The 19,839-nt window shown below is 60.3% G+C and carries 19 protein-coding genes and 1 pseudogene; 19 read left to right on the forward strand and 1 reads right to left on the reverse strand.

Going from position 1 to position 19,839, the window contains the following annotated elements; all coding sequences use genetic code 11:
- Positions 1 to 172: 172 nt before the first annotated feature.
- From ACFPB1_RS21620 to ACFPB1_RS21675, 12 genes and pseudogenes are all read left to right on the forward strand, one after another.
- Positions 173 to 1,138, forward strand: a complete 966-nt coding sequence (locus ACFPB1_RS21620; RefSeq protein ID WP_379228183.1) for a 3D domain-containing protein — start codon at positions 173 to 175, stop codon at positions 1,136 to 1,138.
- 140 nt (positions 1,139 to 1,278) lie between these two features.
- Positions 1,279 to 1,839, forward strand: a complete 561-nt coding sequence (gene rnmV / locus ACFPB1_RS21625) for a ribonuclease M5 (protein WP_379228184.1) — start codon at positions 1,279 to 1,281, stop codon at positions 1,837 to 1,839.
- Entirely contained in the window at positions 1,836 to 2,732 is an 897-nt protein-coding gene (rsmA, locus tag ACFPB1_RS21630) for a 16S rRNA (adenine(1518)-N(6)/adenine(1519)-N(6))-dimethyltransferase RsmA (protein WP_379228185.1), read from the forward strand. Before rnmV ends, rsmA begins: the two co-directional genes overlap by 4 nt.
- Positions 2,733 to 2,877: 145 nt before the next feature.
- Positions 2,878 to 3,753: a sporulation peptidase YabG gene (gene yabG, locus ACFPB1_RS21635; RefSeq protein ID WP_379228186.1), complete on the forward strand. Its 876-nt coding sequence runs from the start codon at positions 2,878 to 2,880 to the stop codon at positions 3,751 to 3,753.
- Between the two features lie 153 nt (positions 3,754 to 3,906).
- On the forward strand, positions 3,907 to 4,179 hold the full coding sequence (gene veg / locus ACFPB1_RS21640) for a biofilm formation stimulator Veg (protein ID WP_090648920.1): 273 nt from the start codon (positions 3,907 to 3,909) through the stop codon (positions 4,177 to 4,179).
- A 164-nt stretch (positions 4,180 to 4,343) separates the two neighbouring features.
- Positions 4,344 to 4,517: pseudogene (locus tag ACFPB1_RS21645) on the forward strand (small, acid-soluble spore protein, alpha/beta type); the annotation flags it as partial.
- 384 nt (positions 4,518 to 4,901) lie between these two features.
- Positions 4,902 to 5,756 (forward strand): 4-(cytidine 5'-diphospho)-2-C-methyl-D-erythritol kinase, encoded by an 855-nt coding sequence (gene ispE / locus ACFPB1_RS21650; RefSeq protein ID WP_379228187.1) that lies wholly within the window; start codon positions 4,902 to 4,904, stop codon positions 5,754 to 5,756.
- Between the two features lie 84 nt (positions 5,757 to 5,840).
- A complete protein-coding gene (purR, locus tag ACFPB1_RS21655) occupies positions 5,841 to 6,677 on the forward strand; it encodes a pur operon repressor (RefSeq protein WP_379228188.1) in 837 nt (278 codons plus the stop codon).
- Between the two features lie 18 nt (positions 6,678 to 6,695).
- A complete protein-coding gene (locus tag ACFPB1_RS21660) occupies positions 6,696 to 7,088 on the forward strand; it encodes a RidA family protein (protein WP_379228189.1) in 393 nt (130 codons plus the stop codon).
- Positions 7,089 to 7,217: 129 nt separating this feature from the next.
- Positions 7,218 to 7,502: a septation regulator SpoVG gene (gene spoVG, locus ACFPB1_RS21665; protein ID WP_018759486.1), complete on the forward strand. Its 285-nt coding sequence runs from the start codon at positions 7,218 to 7,220 to the stop codon at positions 7,500 to 7,502.
- A 125-nt stretch (positions 7,503 to 7,627) separates the two neighbouring features.
- Complete coding sequence (gene glmU, locus ACFPB1_RS21670) at positions 7,628 to 9,031, forward strand: bifunctional UDP-N-acetylglucosamine diphosphorylase/glucosamine-1-phosphate N-acetyltransferase GlmU (RefSeq protein ID WP_379228190.1); 1,404 nt, start codon at positions 7,628 to 7,630, stop codon at positions 9,029 to 9,031.
- A gap of 177 nt (positions 9,032 to 9,208) precedes the next feature.
- Positions 9,209 to 9,859, forward strand: coding sequence for a 50S ribosomal protein L25 (locus ACFPB1_RS21675; RefSeq protein ID WP_379228191.1), 651 nt, complete (start codon positions 9,209 to 9,211; stop codon positions 9,857 to 9,859).
- Positions 9,860 to 9,904: 45 nt separating this feature from the next.
- On the opposite strand, the gene ACFPB1_RS21680 is transcribed toward ACFPB1_RS21675, so the two are convergent.
- Positions 9,905 to 10,105 carry a hypothetical protein gene (locus tag ACFPB1_RS21680; RefSeq protein WP_379228193.1) on the reverse strand — a complete coding sequence of 67 codons (201 nt, stop codon included), beginning with the start codon at positions 10,103 to 10,105 and terminating at the stop codon, positions 9,905 to 9,907.
- A gap of 157 nt (positions 10,106 to 10,262) precedes the next feature.
- Here ACFPB1_RS21680 and pth point away from each other — a divergent pair, with 157 nt between their 5' ends.
- From pth to urtB, 7 genes are all read left to right on the forward strand, one after another.
- Positions 10,263 to 10,823, forward strand: coding sequence for an aminoacyl-tRNA hydrolase (gene pth, locus ACFPB1_RS21685; protein WP_379228195.1), 561 nt, complete (start codon positions 10,263 to 10,265; stop codon positions 10,821 to 10,823).
- 142 nt (positions 10,824 to 10,965) lie between these two features.
- Positions 10,966 to 11,196, forward strand: a complete 231-nt coding sequence (locus tag ACFPB1_RS21690; protein WP_379228196.1) for an anti-sigma-F factor Fin — start codon at positions 10,966 to 10,968, stop codon at positions 11,194 to 11,196.
- A 148-nt stretch (positions 11,197 to 11,344) separates the two neighbouring features.
- Complete coding sequence (gene mfd, locus ACFPB1_RS21695; RefSeq protein ID WP_379228197.1) at positions 11,345 to 14,872, forward strand: transcription-repair coupling factor; 3,528 nt, start codon at positions 11,345 to 11,347, stop codon at positions 14,870 to 14,872.
- Positions 14,859 to 15,983 carry a peptidylprolyl isomerase gene (locus ACFPB1_RS21700; protein WP_379228198.1) on the forward strand — a complete coding sequence of 375 codons (1,125 nt, stop codon included), beginning with the start codon at positions 14,859 to 14,861 and terminating at the stop codon, positions 15,981 to 15,983. Before mfd ends, ACFPB1_RS21700 begins: the two co-directional genes overlap by 14 nt.
- A 117-nt stretch (positions 15,984 to 16,100) precedes the next feature.
- A complete protein-coding gene (locus ACFPB1_RS21705) occupies positions 16,101 to 17,150 on the forward strand; it encodes a lactonase family protein (RefSeq protein WP_379228199.1) in 1,050 nt (349 codons plus the stop codon).
- A gap of 396 nt (positions 17,151 to 17,546) precedes the next feature.
- Positions 17,547 to 18,800, forward strand: a complete 1,254-nt coding sequence (gene urtA, locus ACFPB1_RS21710; RefSeq protein ID WP_379228200.1) for an urea ABC transporter substrate-binding protein — start codon at positions 17,547 to 17,549, stop codon at positions 18,798 to 18,800.
- 124 nt (positions 18,801 to 18,924) lie between these two features.
- Positions 18,925 to 19,833: an urea ABC transporter permease subunit UrtB gene (gene urtB / locus ACFPB1_RS21715; protein ID WP_379228201.1), complete on the forward strand. Its 909-nt coding sequence runs from the start codon at positions 18,925 to 18,927 to the stop codon at positions 19,831 to 19,833.
- The last annotated feature ends 6 nt before the right edge of the window (positions 19,834 to 19,839 follow it).

A 19,839-nucleotide genomic window follows, 5' to 3' on the forward strand; every position in this document is an offset into this window, starting at 1 on the left:
ACTCCAGTTAAAGGACACCCATGGGAAACGATCATCCAGCATGTCTTTCGCATTGCGATGGAAGCATGAGAATGTGCGTTTAATTGTACTGAGCGCCATGATCTCAATCGCTATGACTTTCATGTTTTTGGTGTTGTTGTACGGAACGGCTGACAAGCATGTCTCCGTAGTATTGAACGGACGCGAAACCATTGTCTCCACGAAGCAATGGGTCCTTCAACGCCTACTGGATGAACAAGCCATCACCATCGGCCCGCACGATAAGGTGTCGATGCCGCTTGACGGCAGCATAAGCGACGGCGACCGGATCGTGATCGATCGGGCCATCCCGCTTACGGTGAAGGCAGACGGCAAAGCAAGAACGTTGTACACGACAGTGAAAACGGTGCAAGCGGCGATCGATCAGGCTGATATAGAGGTTCGCAGCTTAGACAAGGTCTTTCCTTCGAGCGAGGCTGCGCTGGAACCGAACATGACCATCACGGTCACCCGGATCGATAAGAAATATTCCGAGACTTCGTACGACGTTCCGTTCACGGTCGTGAAGAAGAACGATCCGAAGCTCGAGGCCGGGAAGCAGAAGCTTGTCCGGCAGGGCCAGCAGGGCAAAGTAGTCAAACGGTATGAGACGGTCTTCGCGGACGGCGTACCGGTCTCGCAGACGCTCGTCGAGAAAGTGACGCCGAAGCCCGCGATCGACAAAGTCGTCTCGATCGGGACGATGAGGCCCGAACCGAGGGTGATGATGCTGTCGGCCGAAGCCGGGGCGTCGACCTACACGAAGCGGGGCGTTACGTTCAACGCCAAGAAGGTCATGCGGAACTTCACGCTGACGGCGTATTCGGCGGGCGTGGCTTCCACGGGCAAAAGCAAGGGCCATCCGGAGTACGGCATTACCGCCTCGGGAACGCGCGTACAGGAAGGCCGCACGATCGCGGTCGATCCGAAGGTCATTCCGATCGGCTGGTGGGTCTACATCGAAGGCATCGGCTTCCGACGCGCGGAAGACACGGGCAGCGCCGTCAAAGGCAACAAGATTGACGTCTATTTCGACAGCGAGTCCTATGCCGACCGGTTCGGGCTGAAACGGGGCTACACGGTATACGTGCTGGGACCGAAAAAGCCGGAGTCTCTGTAAGAAACCCGGCCATCCCCGTTCGTGAATCGGAAAGCCTTCTACTTGATTCATATCGTAATTCATGATTAAATATGCCATGATAAGAAGAGGCGGCGCCTCTTCTTTTTATTGTTTGTCTAACGGGAAGGAATGGAGCTTCCATGATTAAAGAAATCATCGTCGTCGAAGGCAAGGACGATACGGTGGCCATTAAGCGCGCCGTCGAGGCCGAGACGATCGAGACGGGCGGTTCCGCCATCGGCGAGGCGGTGCTTCGCCGCATCGAGCTCGCGCAGCAGCGCCGCGGCGTCATCATCTTTACGGATCCCGACCATGCGGGCGAGCGGATCCGCAAAATCGTCGCGCGGCGGGTGCCGGGCTGCAAGCATGCGTTCCTGCCGCAGGAGCAGGCGCTGTACAAAGGCGATATCGGCGTCGAGAACGCGTCGCCCGAGGCGATCCGCCACGCGCTGGCGAATCTGCGGACGGAAGCGGCCGACGGCGAGGGCGGACTGGCGGAAGTGACGATGGAGGATCTCATGCAGGCCGGGCTGCTCGTCCATCCGCAGGCGTCCGAGCGGCGGCTGAAGATGGGCAATCTGCTTGGCATCGGCTATGCCAACGGCAAGCAGTTCTATAAACGATGCTCCACGTTCCGGATTACGCGCGACGAATTCCTGCGCGCGCTGCAGACGATGGAGAGCGAAGGAGAATCGTCATGACAGAAGGCACGAGAGCGGTCCAGGACGTCGGCTCGCCTAGAAGAACGAAGGACATCATCGCCAAGTACGGCTTTACGTTCAAGAAGAGCCTCGGTCAGAACTTCCTGATCGATCAAAATATTTTGCGCAAGATCGTCGGCGCGGCGGAGCTGGACGAGACGAAGGGCGCGCTCGAGATCGGTCCGGGCATCGGAGCACTGACGCAGCAGCTGGCGCTGGAAGCGGGCCGCGTGACGGCCGTCGAGATCGACAACCGGCTGATCCCGATTTTGCGCGACGTGCTGGCGGAGACGCCGAACGTGCACGTCGAGCACGGGGACGTGCTGAAACTTGACCTGCGCGCGCTGATGGAGCGGCAATTCGCGGGATTGTCCGGCGTCAGCGTCGTCGCGAATCTGCCGTATTACGTCACGACGCCGATTCTGATGAAGCTGCTCGAAGAGAAGCTGCCGCTCGAGCATATCGTCGTCATGATCCAGAAGGAAGTCGCGGAGCGGATGGCCGCGAAGCCGGGCGGCAAAGACTATGGTAGCCTTAGCGTGGCCGTGCAGTATTACTGCGTGCCGGAGCTGGTCTGCATCGTCCCGCATACGGTGTTTATCCCGCAGCCGAACGTCGACTCGGCGGTCATCAAGCTGTCGCTGCGGAACAAGCCGGCGGTCGAGGTCGAAGACGAGGCGTTCTTCTTCCGGACTGTGCAGGCCTGCTTCGCGCAGCGCCGCAAGACGATCGCGAACAACCTGACCGCGTTCGTCGGGAAAGCGAACCGTGAGCGGATCGCGCCGCTGCTGGAGAGCTGCGGGATCGACCCGAGCCGGCGCGGCGAGACGCTGGCGCTGGCGGAGTTCGCGGCGCTCAGCGAGGCGCTGCGGCAGGCGGGCTTGCCCGATTGAGTCCGGCTGAGCCTGCCTTAAGCCTTGAGGCTGACCTGGCGCGGCGAGGCTGCTGTGAGCAGGCCAAGGCTCCCCGCAAAAGATGATGAAGAAGCGCACCTTCGAGGGCGTCTCCCCATAGGATAGACGAAGAGGTGATATGCCCATGATGCAAGGGGACCTGGTCGTCCGCAAATCCTATGGCGGGGACGTCCTTTTTCGTGTTGCGATAATCGAAGAACAAACTGCCGTGCTGAAAGGCACCGATTACCGTCTGCTCGCCGACGCGCCGCTGAGCGACTTGTCCGTGGTGAAGGACGGCGACTTGCCGGTCGCGATCCGGCAGGCGCGGCTGAAGGCCGGCGAATCGACGCAGCGGATGCAGGAGGAGCGGCAGCAGCAGATCATCCGGCGGGAGCTGCTGCGGGCGCAGAATCAAAACCAGCCGTATTTTGACGTGCCCGGGAAGGTGCTTCACCTGGACGGGGACGGCAATTATATGAAGAAGAGCATGCAGCTGTATACGCAAATGCGGGTGCCGGCACACGGCCTGTACGTGCATGAGTCGCAAATGGCCGATGCCGTCTATCGGCTGCTGCCGCAAATCAAGCCCGACATCGTCGTCATCACCGGCCACGACGGCGTGCTCCGAAACCGCGAACAGAACGATCTGAACAACCTAACCTCCTACAAAAATTCGCAAAATTTCGTGGACGCGGTCCGGGTCGCCCGGGATTACGAGAAGAGCCGGGACGGACTGGTCGTCGTGGCGGGCGCTTGTCAGTCCCACTACGAGGCGCTGCTGCAATCGGGCTCGAACTTTGCCAGTTCCCCGGGAAGGGTGCTGATTCATGCGCTCGATCCGGTCTACGTGGCGATCAAGGCGAGCTATACCCCGATCAGCGAGACGATCAACCTGCCGGACGTCATTCATGGGACGATCAGCGGCATCGACGGCGTGGGCGGCATCGAGACGTTCGGCAAGTACCGGGTCGGGCTGCCGAAGCCCCGAACGTTGACGGGCGTCAAAGCGACCGTATAAGAATGGCGGCATGGGATACACTAAACGATGGGCATGCTATAAGCCGCGATTTTTTATATTGACAATTTATTAAATCCACTGTTATAATTGAATTTTTTTGACAAATCGCCTCTTCTCCGTTATAATGGACAAGGAAAGAGGTGGTAGTGCACAATGGCTAAAAATGCGCTGTTGGAGATTAAACGCAGTTTGGAAACCCACGTCGGATCCAAAATACGTCTTCGCGCGAACGGTGGTCGTCGAAAGACTATTGAACGAACCGGCGTATTGGAAGAAATCTACCCTTCTGTATTTATCGTCAGGCTTGACCAGGAACAGCATGCATTTAAGCGCGTGTCGTACAGCTACGCCGATATTTTGACGGAGTCCGTCGAAGTGATGGTCGACAGCGATGATGGGCAGGTTCGCATTACCTATATTCAGTAAAGATTCGCAAGAAACACAGGGCACGATTCGTTTCTTCTCGGCATGCAGGCAACGGCAAACGCGAAAGCGGCGTTTGGGTTGCTTGCTTTTTTTTCGCGGGAATGAGAATGCGGAAAACATCCATACTAACGGTACTACAACGTATCGAAAGGGAGGCAACCGTTATGTCCCGCAAACGCCGCAGCACGATGAGCGAACAGCTCAAGAACGAGCTTGCCAAGGACTTGGGGTTCTACGACACGGTGCAGAAGGAAGGCTGGGGCGGCATCAAGGCGAAGGATGCAGGCAACATGGTAAAGCGCGCCATCCAACTGGCGGAGCAGGCCGCCGCGAAGGAGTACCAAGCGCGGCAAGCCGCGCAGACGGCGCAGACGCCGCCGGCGCAAGCCTACTCGGCGCAGCCGCAAGCGTACCGTGCTCAAGCGTACCAGCCGCAGGCCTATCAGCCGCCGGCGTACCAAGCGCAGACGTACCAGCAGCCGACTGTGCAAGGCGCGCACAACATCGCCCAGCCGCGACCAGGCGCCGCGATCGGCGTCCCGCCGTACATGCACCAAGCCGGATCGGGCGCGCAGCAAGCATCTCCGTCCATGTCTCACTGAATCGAAGGCCTACAAGCTAAGAAGCCGCGTTTGCTGTCAGCACGCGCCGCCGTCTTAGCTTTTCTTTTGGCCTTTTGTTATAATATGTGAAGTTTAACGATAATGGACGGGTGAATCGACATGAAGATCTATGAGAAGGCGCCGGCCAAGATTAACCTGCTCTTGGATGTCCTGCGCAAGCGCGAGGACGGATTCCACGAAGTCGAAATGATCATGACGATGGTGGACCTGGCCGACCGGCTGGAGATGGAGGAGCTGCACAGCGATTCCATCATTATCTCGAGCCAGGCGGGCTACATACCGCTCGACGAGAAGAACTTGGCGTTTCAAGCTGCGAGGCTGATCAAGGACCGCTATAACGTGCGCAAGGGCGTATATATTCATCTGGACAAAAACATACCGGTTGCCGCCGGGCTCGCGGGCGGCAGCAGCGATGCCGCGGCGACGCTGCGGGGCCTTAACCGGCTTTGGGAGCTCGGCATCTCGGAGGAGGAGCTGCGCGTACTCGGCGCGGAGCTGGGCTCGGACGTGCCGTTCTGCGTGACGGGCGGCACCGCGGTCGCGCGCGGGCGCGGCGAGCGGCTGGAGCGGATCGAGAACCCGCCGCAATGCTGGGTCATATTGGCCAAGCCGCCGATCAACGTCTCGACCGCGGACGTGTACGGCAAGCTGCGCGCCTCGGAGCTTAAGGATCACCCTTCGACGAAGGAGATGCTGGAAGCGATTGCATCGGGCTCGTTCGCGGGCGTGTGCGCGAACCTCGGCAATGTGCTGGAGAACGTGACGCTGAAGCTGCACCCGGAGGTGCGGCAGCTGAAGGAGACCATGCAGCGGCTGGGCGCGGACGGCGTGCTCATGTCCGGCAGCGGCCCGACGGTATTCGGCCTCGTCAGCAAGGAAGCGAAGGTATCGCGAGTTTATAATGGACTGCGCGGATTTTGCAAGGAAGTATACGTGGTAAGAATGCTGACATAAATGCGACGTACAACTTGATTAAATCCGTATGAAAATGGTATATTGTCTTTATATTATTCGGATTTGGCAAGGGGGAAGTCTGCATTGAGGAAATTGAAACGAAGCGCACGGTTAGTGGAGATGACGCAGTACTTACTTACGCGCCCCCATACGTTAATTTCTCTAACAGCATTCGCTGATCGTTACCAGTCGGCCAAATCGTCCATCAGCGAGGATCTGGCCATCATTAAGGAAGTATTCGAGGAAGAAGGGCTGGGCGAGCTCCATACGCTGGCCGGCGCCGCGGGCGGCGTCAAATACACGCCCAAGATGAGCGATGCGGAAGCGCTGGAGATCATGAACGGTATCTGCCGCCAGCTGGAGCAGCCGGAGCGCGTATTGGCCGGCGGCTATTTATATATGACGGATATGCTCGGACAGCCGGGATTGCTGGCGGACGTCGGACGCATGTTCGCGACCGCGTTCGCGGGCGCGGATATCGATGTCATTATGACGGTGGAGACCAAGGGCATCCCGCTCGCGTTCGCGACCGCTTCGTGCATGAACCTGCCGGTCGTCATCGTGCGCCGCGACAACAAGGTGACGGAAGGCTCGGCCGTCAGCATCAATTACGTCTCGGGCTCCAACAAGCGCATCCAGACGATGTCCCTGACGAGACGGGCGCTGAAGGAAGGCGCGCGCGTGCTGATCATCGACGACTTCATGAAAGCCGGCGGCACGATCCAAGGCATGATGGATCTGCTGTACGAGTTCAATGCGAAGGTGGCGGGCGTCGGCGTATTCGTGGAGTCCGGGGATCTCGACAGCGAGGACCGGCTGCTCGAGGATTACGTCTCGCTGGCGAAGCTGGCGAACGTGGACATGAAGACGAAGCAGACGACCGTCATTCCGGGCAACTATTTCAATCGACTCGACAAGTAAACGGAGGATGATTCGAACATGAAACCGCAACCGCAACCCGTATCGACGACGCAGGCGCCTGCGGCGATCGGACCGTATTCGCAAGCGATCAAGCTCGGCAACCTGCTCTTCACGTCCGGCCAAATTCCGCTGAACGCGGATGGCCAGCTCGTCGAAGGCGGCGTCGAGGAACAGACCCATCAGGTGTTCCGCAATCTGAAGGCCGTGCTCGCGGAAGCGGGCGCGACGTTCGCCGACGTGGCGAAGGCGACCGTCTTCATCAAGGACATGAACCAGTTCGCGGAGATCAACGCGATCTACGCGTCTTACTTCGGCGACCACAAGCCGGCGCGCTCGACCGTAGAGGTGGCAAGGCTTCCGAAGGACGTCTTTGTCGAAATCGAACTCATTGCCTCGATTGGCGTCGAATAAAGAAAGCCGGTTCGCAGCCACGAAAAAAATTTTCAAATTCAGCAGTAATTTTCCAGATTCATGAAGGATTTCGCATCGAAATGTGGAAGTATACACCAAGTCTTCGATAGGCAAAGGTGGTGAACACAGATGCAAATTACCGATGTTAGACTCCGCCGAGTAAATTCCGAAGGTCGCATGAAGGCAATCGCCTCCATTACCATTGACAATGAGTTTGTCGTTCACGATATTCGCGTGATAGACGGCAACAATGGGATGTTCGTAGCGATGCCTAGCAAGCGTACGCCGGATGGAGAGTTCCGGGATATCGCACATCCGATCTCTTCGACGACACGGGAGAAGATTCAAGCAGCCGTTCTTGCAGAGTACGAGCGTGCGGCCACGGAAGAAGAAGTCATTGAAGAAGGCGCTTAAACTGGGAATATTGGGGTAGAGAGGAAGGGAGCCGCCCAGGCTCCCTTTTCTTTTGCCTGTGTATACGCTATATTCAGTAGAGCATTGGATACGAGTCCCCGCGGACTCAGGGTGGAGGGACGAACATGAACGTGATGGCCATTGTCCTTGCGGCGGGTCAAGGAAAACGCATGAAATCGAAATTATATAAAGTGCTGCATCCCGTATGCGGCAAGCCGATGGTGGCGCACGTGCTCCGGACGGTCCGGGACGCGGATTGCTCGCGCACGGTCGTCGTCGTCGGCCACGGCGCGGAGACAGTACGCGCATATCTCGGCGAAGGCGTCGAATTCGCGCTGCAGGAGCAGCAGCTCGGCACGGGCCACGCGGTGCTTCGGGCGGAGCCGCTGCTCGGCGGGGAAGACGGCACGACGGTCATCCTGTACGGCGATACGCCGCTCGTGACGTCGGAGACGATTCAGGCGCTGCTGCGCAGCCACGCGGAGAACGGAGCGGCCGCGACGGTGCTGACGGCGGTCGTGCCGAACCCGCAGGGGCTCGGCCGCATCATCCGCGATGAGGCCGGCCACGTGCTGCGCATCGTCGAGCAGAAGGATTGCACGCCGGAGCAGGCGGCGATTACCGAGATCAACACGGGGATGTACGCGTTCGATAATAAGAAGCTGTTCCGCGCCCTCGCGCAGGTGACGAATACTAACGCGCAGGGCGAATATTATTTGACGGACGTGCTGGAGATCATGAAGAATGCCGGCGAGGCGGTGGGCACGTACCGCACGGCCGATTATGCCGAAGGCGTCGGCGTCAACGACCGCGTCGGCCTCGGCGAAGCGGAAGCACTCATGCGGGCGCGCATCGTCCGCAAGCATCAATTGAACGGCGTGACGGTCATCGACCCGGCCGCGACGTATATTGAAGCCGACGTCGTCATCGGCGCCGACACGGTCATATACCCGGGCACGGTGCTGCGCGGCGCGACCGTTATCGGCGAAGATTGCGTGATCGGGCCGAATGCGGACATCACGGATACGACGATCGGCAGCGGCGTCACGGTGAAGCATTCCGTGACCTCGGAGGCGGTCATCGGCGACGAATGCGCCGTGGGGCCGTACGCTTACCTGCGTCCGGGCGCCAAGCTGGGCAAGGGCGTGAAGATCGGCGATTTCGTCGAGATCAAGAACGCTGAGCTCGGCGAAGGCACGAAGGTGTCGCACTTAAGCTACGTCGGCGACGCCAAGGTCGGCAAGGACGTCAATATCGGCTGCGGCGCGATCACCGTCAACTACGACGGGTACAACAAGTCGCTGACGGAAATCGGCGACAACGCGTTCGTAGGCAGTAACGTCAACCTGATCGCGCCGGTCAAGGTCGGCGACGGTGCCTACGTGGTGGCCGGCTCCACGATCACGGCCGACGTGCCGGACAATGACGTGGCGATCGCGCGCGAGCGCCAGGTCAACAAGCCGGGCTACGCCGAGAAGCTGCGCGGCCGGGCCCGGGCGAAAAAAGAAGCGGGCGCCAAGAAAGAATAGAGATCGGCTAACGGCAGCACGCGTAACAGAAATAATTTCGATAGAATCCCGCGATTCCCGCCTTCTCCCGGCTCCGCGGACGCCCGTTGCGTCCCGGAGCCTATTTGTTTTCGTTTAATTCCGTGCCGGAATGGGTATGAATATATGGAAATCGATTTGTACAAGGAGGTTTCCACCATGGCAATCCCGTTTCAGGCCGAGGCACGGACGATCGGCACGGCAGGCGATCTACGGAAAATGAGGCAGCGGGGAAGCATTCCCGGCGTCGTGTACGGCACCAAGCTGAGCACGCCGCTCAGTGTCGCGGTGAACGAGAAGGAGCTGGCTTCGCTGCTGCGGTCCCATCCGCACGCGCTGCTGGAGCTCGATATTCCGGGGTCCGGCAAGCAGCCGGTCATGCTGACGCAGGTGCAGCGCGAGCCGCTCAGCCGCGCGGTACTGCACGTTGATTTTCACCAGGTGAACATGAACGAGGCCATCAAGACGGCCGTTCGTCTCGATATGGTCGGGGATTCCGCGGGCGTACGCGAAGGCGGGATTCTGCAGGCGATGCTGCATGAGCTGGAGATTCATTGTTTGCCGGACCGGATTCCGGAGTCGATCGAGGTTGACGTCACGGCACTCGGCATCGGGGAGAACCTGCTGGTCGGGGACGTGAAGCTGCCGCAGGGCGTGACGACCCGGGTCGATCCGGAGCAGGTCATCGTCACGGTTCTGCTGCCGCAGAAGGACCTGACGGAGGAGGAAGCCGCCCGGGCGGACGAGGCGGCGGAGGCGGCCGCGGAGCGGACGCACGAAGCGAAGATGGAAGTTCATACGTCCGAGTAACGATGAACATCCCGGGGCTGCTGTCGGCAGCCCTTTTTGTTTTTTTCAGTAGCCGGGTCTCGAGACGAAGGTAAATTGCTTGCGGCTGTAGAACATATTATTCATCTTGATGTACGATGGACTGATGTGTTCGACATAGCCGATGTCGTGATGCTCCTTGCCCTGGTACACCTGCACGGGCACGCCGCATTCACGATGCTCGCGAAAATGGCGATCGTCGAAAATCAGCTGACCGTTCACATACATCGCATCAAACACCCCTTTGCACAGAATTTAGCGTCCGCCGTTTCTGTCTCTATGACAATCCGGCGGGACTTTTGGTTGCATAGGCCGCAAAAAATTATGGGTACCGCGGATTTTTCGCAGGTCCGAATATTCGTAAACAGGAGTTGACGACAGCAGCATGAAATGGATCGTCGGTCTCGGCAACCCCGGCACCGCTTATCAAGGGACGCGGCATAACGTGGGATTCATGGTCGTCGACATGCTCGCCAAGCGGTGGGGCATCTCGGTGACGCAAAGCAAATGCAAAGGGCTGATCGGCGAAGGCAACGTCGGCGGCACGAAGGTCGCGCTGATCAAGCCGATGACGTATATGAACCTCTCCGGCGAGACGGTGCGCGGCTTCATGGATTATTTCAAGGCCGACCTCGAGGATGCCATCATCGTCTACGACGATCTCGATACGGAGACCGGCAAGATCCGGCTTCGCTATCAGGGCAGCGCGGGCGGGCATAACGGCATCAAGTCGATCATCCAGCACACGGGGACGCAGACGTTCAACCGGATCCGGCTCGGCATCTCGCGGCCGACGAACGGCATGCGCATCTCGGACTACGTGCTTTCGAACTTCCCGAAGAGCGAAGGCGAGCTGGTGAAAGCGATGGTGGAGGAGAGCTGCGACGCGGCCGAATACGCGCTGACCAACATCTTCGAGCGGACGATGGCCAAATATAACCGTTAAATTTCGGCGGGCGCGGGCATACTGAGGGTAGGATGAACACCCGAGCGGCGAACTCGGACGTACGGCTGAACCGGTGAGAGGAGCTTACGGATCAGAGGAAAGTTCGCGGCTAGGGTATAACGACCACTCAGGAGGCATAAATATGGCTGTGAATTACGTTTGCCGGCATTGCAAGACGCCGATGGGTTCGATCAACAACGCGCAGATCACGGAAGCGCAGCTCGGTTTCCATTTCTTGACCCCCGAAGAGCGCAGCGATATAATAGCCTATAATCCGAACGGAGACGTTACGGTCAACGTAGTCTGCGATTATTGTCGCGAAGCGATAGAGAGCAATCCCGAGCTGCTGCTGATAGCCAATCCGCTGCAGTAAGCGGCGGGAGAATGAAGGAAGAGCCTTGGCGAACGGCTGAGGCTTCTTTTTGTAACGCCGCGAACAGAAAACCATTGGATACGTTCCCGTTTGCCGCTTTACGGCGAACGGGCGGTTCGGTTTGGAAAGAAACGAGGTGCCTTCTAAGTTGAAAGCATTATTGGAAGCATACGCCGCGGATACGGATTTTGGCTCCATCGTATCCGGGATCAAGAAAGGCATGCGCGAGCAGCTCGTGTCGGGGCTGGCCGGCTCGTCGCGGCAAGTGATGATCGCGGCCCTGAAGCGGGAATTCGAACGGCCGATGCTCGTCGTGACGCATAACATGTTCGCGGCGCAGAAGATCGCCGAGGACTTGGTGGAATGCCTGTCGCCCGACGAAGTGCTGCTGTATCCCGCCAACGAGCTGGTCGCGGCGGAATCGGCGATCTCGAGCCCGGAAACGCTGGCCCAGCGGATGGACGTTCTCATCCGGCTGTCGCAGGGGTTTCGCGGGATCGTTGTCGTGCCGTTTTCCGGTGTCCGCAGGTTCCTGCCGCTGAACAGCGTCATGGCGAACGCGCGCATTCCGCTCAAGGTCGGCGAGACGCTCGCATTGGAAGCGTTTTTACGGCAAATGGTAGAGCTCGGCTACGAGCGCGTCGATAAAGTAGAAGGCAAAGGCGAGATGAGCGTCCGCGGGGGCATCGTCGACTTCTTCCCGCTGACGTCGCCGCATCCGTTCCGGGTGGAATGGTTCGACGACGAGATCGATTCCATCCGCACGTTCGATTCCTCCGACCAGCGCTCGATCGACAAGCTGAACGCCTACAGCGTGCCGCCCTGCCAGGAGCTGACGGCGGATAAGCGCCGCTTCGAGAACGCGGCCCAGCACGCGTCGGAGCTGCTGGAGCAGCAGCTGCAGAAGATGACCGACCGCACGGCGAAGGACCGCCTGCGCACGGAGATCGGCGCCGAGATCGAGATGCTGCGGGAGCACAAGTATTTTCCCGAAATCTATAAATATATCTCTTTGCTCTATCCCGAACGGCAGACCTTGTTCGATTACGTGCCCGCCGATACGCTGCTGATCTACGACGAGCCGACCCGCCTCATCGAGACGGGTCGGCAGCTGGAGCGCGACGAGGCCGAATGGTCGACGCATCTCATGACGAACGGCAAGGCGCTGCCGGCGCTCGCCCTCGCGCGGCCGTCGGACGACGTGCTGTTCCACCGTCCCTTCCCGACGCTGTTCCTGTCGCTGTTCCTCCGGCAGATTCCGCACACGCAGCCGCAAAACATCCTGAACGTCGTCAGCCGCGCGATGCAGAACTTCCACGGCCAGATGAACGTGCTGAAGGCGGAGATGGACCGCTGGCGTAAAGCCGGGGCGACCGTCATGATGCTGGCGGGCAGCGCGGAGCGGATGGACCGCATGCGCCGGGTGCTGCACGATTACGGCATCGAGCCGCCGCTGCTCCTCGAAGGCAACCTGCAGAGCGGCTTCGAGCTGCCTTCGGTGCACCTGATCGTCATTACCGAGGGCGAGATGTTCTCGCAGAAGCAGCGCAAGGCCCGCCGCCTCGATAAGAAGATGGACAATGCCGAGCGGATCAAGAGCTACACCGAGCTCAAGGTCGGCGACTACGTCGTGCATCAGAATCACGGCATCGGCAAATATATGGGTATCGGCACGCTGGAGATCGCCGGGATCCACAAGGACTACATGCATATCATGTACGCCGGCGGCGACAAGCTGTCCGTGCCGATCGAACAGATCGACCTGATTCAGAAGTACGTCGGCAACGAAGAGAAGGAGCCGAAGGTCTATAAGCTCGGCGGCAGCGAATGGACGCGCGTCAAGAGCAAGGCGCAGTCGTCGGTCAAGGACATCGCCGACGAGCTGATCAAGCTGTACGCCGAGCGGCAGGCGACGTCCGGGTTCGCCTTCGGCGAGGATACCTCGTACCAGCAGGAATTCGAAGCGATGTTCCCGTACGACGAGACCGTCGACCAGCTGCGCGCCATCTCCGAGATCAAGAAGGACATGCAGACGCCGCGCCCGATGGACCGGCTGCTCTGCGGCGACGTCGGCTACGGCAAGACCGAGGTCGCGGTACGCGCCGCATTCAAAGCCGCAATCGAAGGCAAGCAGGTGGCCGTGCTGGTGCCGACGACGATTTTGGCGCAGCAGCATTACGAGACGTTCCGCGAACGCTTCGCGGGCTTCCCGTTCAACGTGCAGGTGCTGAGCCGCTTCCGTTCGAAGAAGGAGCAGACGGCGACGATGAAGGGACTGAAGGCGGGCTCGGTGGACGTCGTTATCGGCACGCACCGCCTGCTGTCGCAGGACATCATTTTCAAAGATCTCGGACTGCTCATCGTGGACGAGGAGCAGCGCTTCGGCGTGTCGCATAAGGAGAAGCTGAAGCGGCTGAAGACCAACGTAGACGTGCTCACGCTGACGGCGACGCCGATTCCGCGGACTCTGCACATGTCGATGCTCGGCGTGCGCGACCTGTCCGTCATCGAGACGCCGCCGGAGAACCGTTTCCCGGTGCAGACGTACGTCGTGGAGTACAGCCCGTCGCTCGTTCGCGAGTCCATCGAGCGGGAGCTCGCGCGCGGTGGCCAGGTGTATTACCTGTACAACCGCGTTCAGGGGATCTATCAGATGGCGGAGCAGATCAATGCCCTCGTGCCGGACGCCAAGGTGGCCGTCGGTCACGGCCAGATGTCCGAGCAGGAGCTGGAGAAGACGATTCTCGACTTCCTCGACGGCGAATCCGACGTGCTCGTCAGCACGAGCATCATCGAGACGGGCGTCGACATTCCGAACGTCAACACGCTGATCGTCCACGACGCGGACAAGATGGGCCTGTCCCAGCTGTACCAGCTGCGGGGCCGCGTCGGACGTTCCAACCGGATCGCCTACGCGTACTTCACGTACCAGCGGGATAAGGTGCTGACGGAGGTCGCCGAGAAGCGGCTGCAGTCGATCAAGGAATTCACGGAGCTCGGCTCCGGGTTCAAGATCGCCATGCGGGACTTGTCCATCCGCGGCGCCGGCAACCTGCTCGGCGCGGAGCAGCACGGGTTTATCGCGTCGGTCGGTTTCGACTTGTACTCGCAAATGCTGGCCGACGAGATCGCCAAGCGCAAGAAGGAAATGGGCGGCGAGGTCGAGGAGGCCGTCAAGGAAGTCAGCACGTCGATCGACATGAGCATCGATGCCTACTTGCCGTCTTCCTATATTTACGATAGCATACAGAAGATAGAGATTTACAAGAAAGTGGCGGCCGTCCGCACCCTCGAGGAATGCGAGGACCTGCGCGACGAGCTGATCGACCGGTTCGGCGACTTGCCGCAGTCGGTGGATAATCTGCTTGCCGTGGCGCGGCTCAAGGTGTTCGGCGCGCTGTGCGGCATCGAGCAGGTCAGCGGCAAGGCCGACGACATCACGCTGAAATTCGCGGAGACCGAGAAGAAGCGGTTCGACGCGAAGAAGGTGGATCGGCTCTGCCTGCAGCTCGAGAACCGGTTCGCCCGTTCGAACGGCCAGGAACCGAACCCGCTCGTGCTGCTGCGCGGCAAAGGATTGTCCGTCGAGCAGAAGCTGGAGCTGCTGGAACGGTTTCTCACCCAGTACAAAGACACCATTCAATCGAAAGGGGAACTACAGGATGTTACGCATTAACCAGGCAAGACGAACGATCCTGCTTGCGCTTGTCGCCGTATTGGTCGTCGTGCTTGCAGCGGGCTGCGGCTCGAAGAAGGAGGAGGCGTCCACGCCGGGTGCCGGCGGCGGCAAAACGATCGCCACGTACAAGGACGGTACCGTTACGGAAGGCGAATTCAAGAAATACTCCACGTTCTTCGGCATCGTGCAGCCGCAGACGGAAATGTACCTGAGCATCCCGCAGCTCCAAGAGCAGTTCCTGCGCGAGTACATCGGCTATAAAATTTTGTACAAGCCTCTGGCGGACAAGAAGCTGAGCGACGAGGACCAGAAGAACCTCGACACCTTCTACACGCAGGTGAAGCAGCAGATCGACTCCAACGAGGACCTTAAGAAGAAAGTGGACGATGCCGGCCTGAAGGAAGCGGATATCCGGTATTACTATACGATGATCACTAGCATCATGAAGGACGAGGAAAGCAAAACGACGGACGCGGAAGTGAAGAAGCAGTTCGACGCGACGAAGGCGGACTACAACGTCATCAGCGTGCGCCATATCCTGATCGCGACCGCGGACCCGAGCACGGGCGCCGAGAAGCGCACGGACGAAGAAGCGCTCAAAATCGCCAAGGACGTCAAGAAGCAGCTGGATGCCGGCGGCGACTGGACGGCGCTCGCGAAGAAGTACTCCGACGATACCGGCTCCAAGGACAACGGCGGCCTGTACGCGGACCAGCAAGCCAAGGGCTGGGTGCAGGAGTTCAAGGACGCGGCGAACAAGCAGCCGATCGGCAAAGTCGGCGATCCGGTCAAATCGCAGTTCGGCTACCACGTCATGAAGGTCGAGAAGCGCACGGAGACAACGTTCGACAAGCTCTCCGACGCGGATAAGGCATCGATCAAGCAGGAGGCGGCGTCCGCCAAGCTGAACGCGTTCATGACGACGGAGCTGCCGAAGCTCATCACGAACATCGACCTGCCGAAAGCAGAGACGCCGGCTGACTCCGGCACGAATGCAGGCACCAACTCGGGTACGGGGACGAACACGGACTCGGGCAAGAACGGCAGCACGAATACGGATAAGAAAGACGATGCGACCACGAACAATGCTAAGACCGGCGGCAAGTAAGCAAGCGGCGGCAATCGGGGAATAAGCGCGGCTTTTCTTAAGCGACAGGCCCGGCCCGGATGAGGGCCGGGCCTGTTAGGTTCATCCAATAAGCGAATACGAAGGAGGCGCGGAATCATGGGACAGGAATTGCGCTTGTATACGGGATCGTACGCGAAGCGGGAGCAGGAGGGCTTGGCGGCTTGGCAGCTGCGCGGGGAGGAAGGCCGCCTGGAGCGGCGGTCCGGCCGGGCGGGCATTCATCATCCGTCGTTCGTGCGGAGCAACGCAGCGGGAATGCGGCTGTACGCCGTCAGCGAGACGGGGGCGGAGCCGGGCACCGTCTACGCCTATGCCATTGAAGCCGGCAGCGGCGCGCTGACGCCGATCAATGACGCGTCGACGCTCGGCGGCTCGCCGTGCCATCTCGCGCTGGACGCCGAGGAGCGGCTGCTCATCGCGACCAATTATACCGGCGGCACCGTAAGCGTCTATGCCATCGGGGCGGACGGCGCGCTGACGCTGACGGACAACGTCGCCCACGAAGGGCGCGGGCCGCGGGACGACCGCCAGGAAGGGCCGCATCCGCATTCCGCGGTCTTCGATCCCGCCAACCGCTACGCGCTCATCGCCGACCTGGGCACGGACGAAATCGTCCATTACCGGGTCGATTACGGAGCGGGCAAGCTCATCCGCCACGGCGCGACGAAGACGGCGCCCGGCGCCGGACCGCGCCATATGGCGTTCCATCCCGCGGGGGACGTGTTCTACGTCGTCAACGAGCTGGACAACACGGTGTGCGCGTACCGTTACTCCGGCGAAGATTCCGTGCTCACGCCGATGCAGACCGTATCGACCTTGCCGCCGGAATTTGCAGGCGCCAGCACCTGCGCCGACATCCACGTGACGGAGGACGGGCGCTATCTGTACGCCTCGAACCGCGGGCATGACAGCATCGCGGCCTTCCGCGTCGGCGGCGACGGACGGCTCGAGCCGATCGAGATCGTGCCGTGCGGCGGCCGGACGCCGCGCAACTTCGCGATCGCGCCGGGCGGACGGCTGATGCTCGTGGCGAACCAGGACAGCGACAACATCGCGGTGTTCCGCATCGACGCGGGGACCGGGCGGCTGCAGCCGACCGGCGAATCGTTCGCAACGATCAAGCCGGTATGCATCGCGTTCGTCTAGCGCCGGGCGATGATAAGGACGGCTAACCCGCTTGCGGAAAACGACGAATGGACGCCGGATTCCCGCACTGTCTGAAACGCATGATGAACAACCGTTAAACCGTTCTCCTACGGAGGACGGTTTTTTTGTTCGCGTCATCGTCGAAAACAACTGATGTCAGGTATAAGGGGGATATTCGAAACCGGGAAGCTGAACAAGCAACACAGACCTAACGCAGCGAGTCGAAACTGCGCGATTGAAGTCGGGTACCTTACGAAAAAAGTGAAATTTATACCATTTATGTAAACTTTATTGACATACAAGCGAACGCACTTTTATAATGATCCCACGAACGATGGGAACGATACCCAGTCGATCGTTCGGATTAGAGACGAGGAACGGATGGGGAGTGGGCGAATGAGGGGGAAGTTTTGGAGAAGCGGTGGATTTGCATTGCTGGCGCTGACGCTCGCGCTGGCAGGCTGCGGGAAGAACGAGAACGCGGCGGCGACGACGGCAAATACGGACGGCACCAAGACGAACGACGGCGGCGAAATCAGGGTCGGCATTCTTCATTCTCTCAGCGGGACGATGGCGATCAGCGAAGTGTCGGTCAAAGACTCCGAAATGATGGCGATCGACGAAATCAACGCAAATGGCGGCGTCATGGGGAAAACGCTCGTGCCGGTCGTCGAGGACGGCGCTTCCGACTGGCCGACGTTTGCGGAGAAAGCGCGAAAACTCCTCTCCGAGGATAAAGTAGCGACCGTCTTCGGCGGATGGACCTCTTCGAGCCGAAAGGCGATGCTGCCGGTCTTCGAAGAACTGAACGGCCTGCTCTGGTACCCGGTCCAGTACGAGGGGCTCGAGCAGTCGCCGAACATCATGTACACCGGGGCTACGACGAACCAGCAGATCGTGCCGGCGGTGTCGTGGCTGCTCGAGAACAAAGGCAAGACATTTTTCCTGCTCGGATCCGACTACGTCTTCCCGCGCACGGCGAACAAGATCATCAAGGAGCAGCTGAAGGTCGAGGGCGGGGAGCTGGCCGGCGAAGAGTACACGCCGCTTGGCCATACCGATTACGCGACGGTCATCGCCAAGATCAAGGAAGCGAAGCCGGACGTCGTGTTCAATACGCTGAACGGCGACAGCAACGTGGCGTTCTTCAAGCAGCTGAAGGACGCGGGGATCTCCTCGTCCGACCTGACGACGCTGTCGGTCTCCGTGGCGGAGGAAGAGATCCGCGGCATCGGCGCCGATGTGCTGGCCGGGACCTTCGCGGCCTGGAACTACTATGAGACGACGGATACGCCGGCGAACAAGACGTTCGTCGCGAACTACAAGAAGAAGTACGGCGGGGACCGCGTCACGGCGGATCCGATCGAAGCGGGCTACGACGCGGTGTACCTGTGGGCGGCTGCGGTCGAGAAGGCCGGCTCTACGGACGTCGGCAAGGTGAAGGAGGCGGCCAAGGAACTGGAGTGGGACGCGCCGGAGGGCAAGGTCAAGATCGACGGCGAGACGCAGCATCTGTATAAGACGGTGCGGATCGGCGAGGTGCAGCCGGACGGCCAGTTCAAGGAAGTGTGGAACTCGGGATCGCCGGTCAAACCGGATCCGTACCTGAAAGGCTACGACTGGGCGAAGAGCTTGAGCGCGGGCGGTTGACGGGGCCAGGGGGCGGGGGCGCCACCGGCTTCCCCTGCCGCCGGTTCGTACGGACGCGGCAAGCCGGCTCGCGCGGCCGGCGGTCCGCTCGTCATCCAATCCGTTCTCCATGGGGAGGGAAAGCATGGACGTCACGATTCTTCAGCTGTTCAACGGCGTCAGCGTCAGCTCGATCCTGCTGCTCATCGCGCTCGGGCTATCCGTCACCTTCGGGCTGATGAAGGTCATTAACATGGCGCATGGCGAGCTGATCATGATCGGCGCGTACACGGCCTACGTCGTGCAGAACCTGTTCGCCGACTATTTGCCTGCATCGCTGTTCGGCTGGTATTTCGCGCTGGCTATTCCGGTCAGCTTCCTGACGGCGTTCGTCTTCGGCCTGGCGCTCGAAGCGGGGCTCATCCGCTTCCTGTACGGGCGGCCGCTCGACAGTCTGCTGGCCACCTGGGGCGTCGGCCTGATGCTTCAGCAGCTCGCGCGCAGCGTCTTCGGCGCGCCCAACGTCGGCGTGAAGAGCCCGGCCTGGCTGGACGGCGGGCTTCGTCTCGGGGCCGACATCGTGCTGCCGTACAAGCGGCTGTTCATCATCGGGCTCGTCATCGCCTGCCTGCTCGCGATGTACCTGTACATCTACCGGAGCCATGCCGGCCGCCGCATGCGGGCCGTCATGCAGAACCGCGAAATGGCCGCCTGCCTCGGCATCTCGACGCGCCGGGTCGACGCCGCCACGTTCGCGATCGGCTCCGGCATCGCAGGCATCGCGGGCTGCGCGCTGACGCTGATCGGGCCGATCGGGCCGTCGATCGGCACGTATTACATCGTCGACGCGTTCATGGTCGTCGTGCTCGGCGGCGTCGGCAAGCTGGTCGGCACCGTGCTCGGAGCGCTCGGCATCGGCTTGTCCAATACGCTGTTCGAATATTGGACGACGGCTTCGCTCGGCAAGATGCTCGTGTTTCTGTGCATCGTCGCGTTTCTGCAGTGGCGGCCGAGCGGCTTCGTCGCGCTGCGTTCGCGCTCGCTCGACAACTGATACGGC

This window comes from Paenibacillus sp. GCM10023250 (genome assembly GCF_042653205.1).
Lineage (GTDB): Bacteria > Bacillota > Bacilli > Paenibacillales > Paenibacillaceae > Paenibacillus_Z.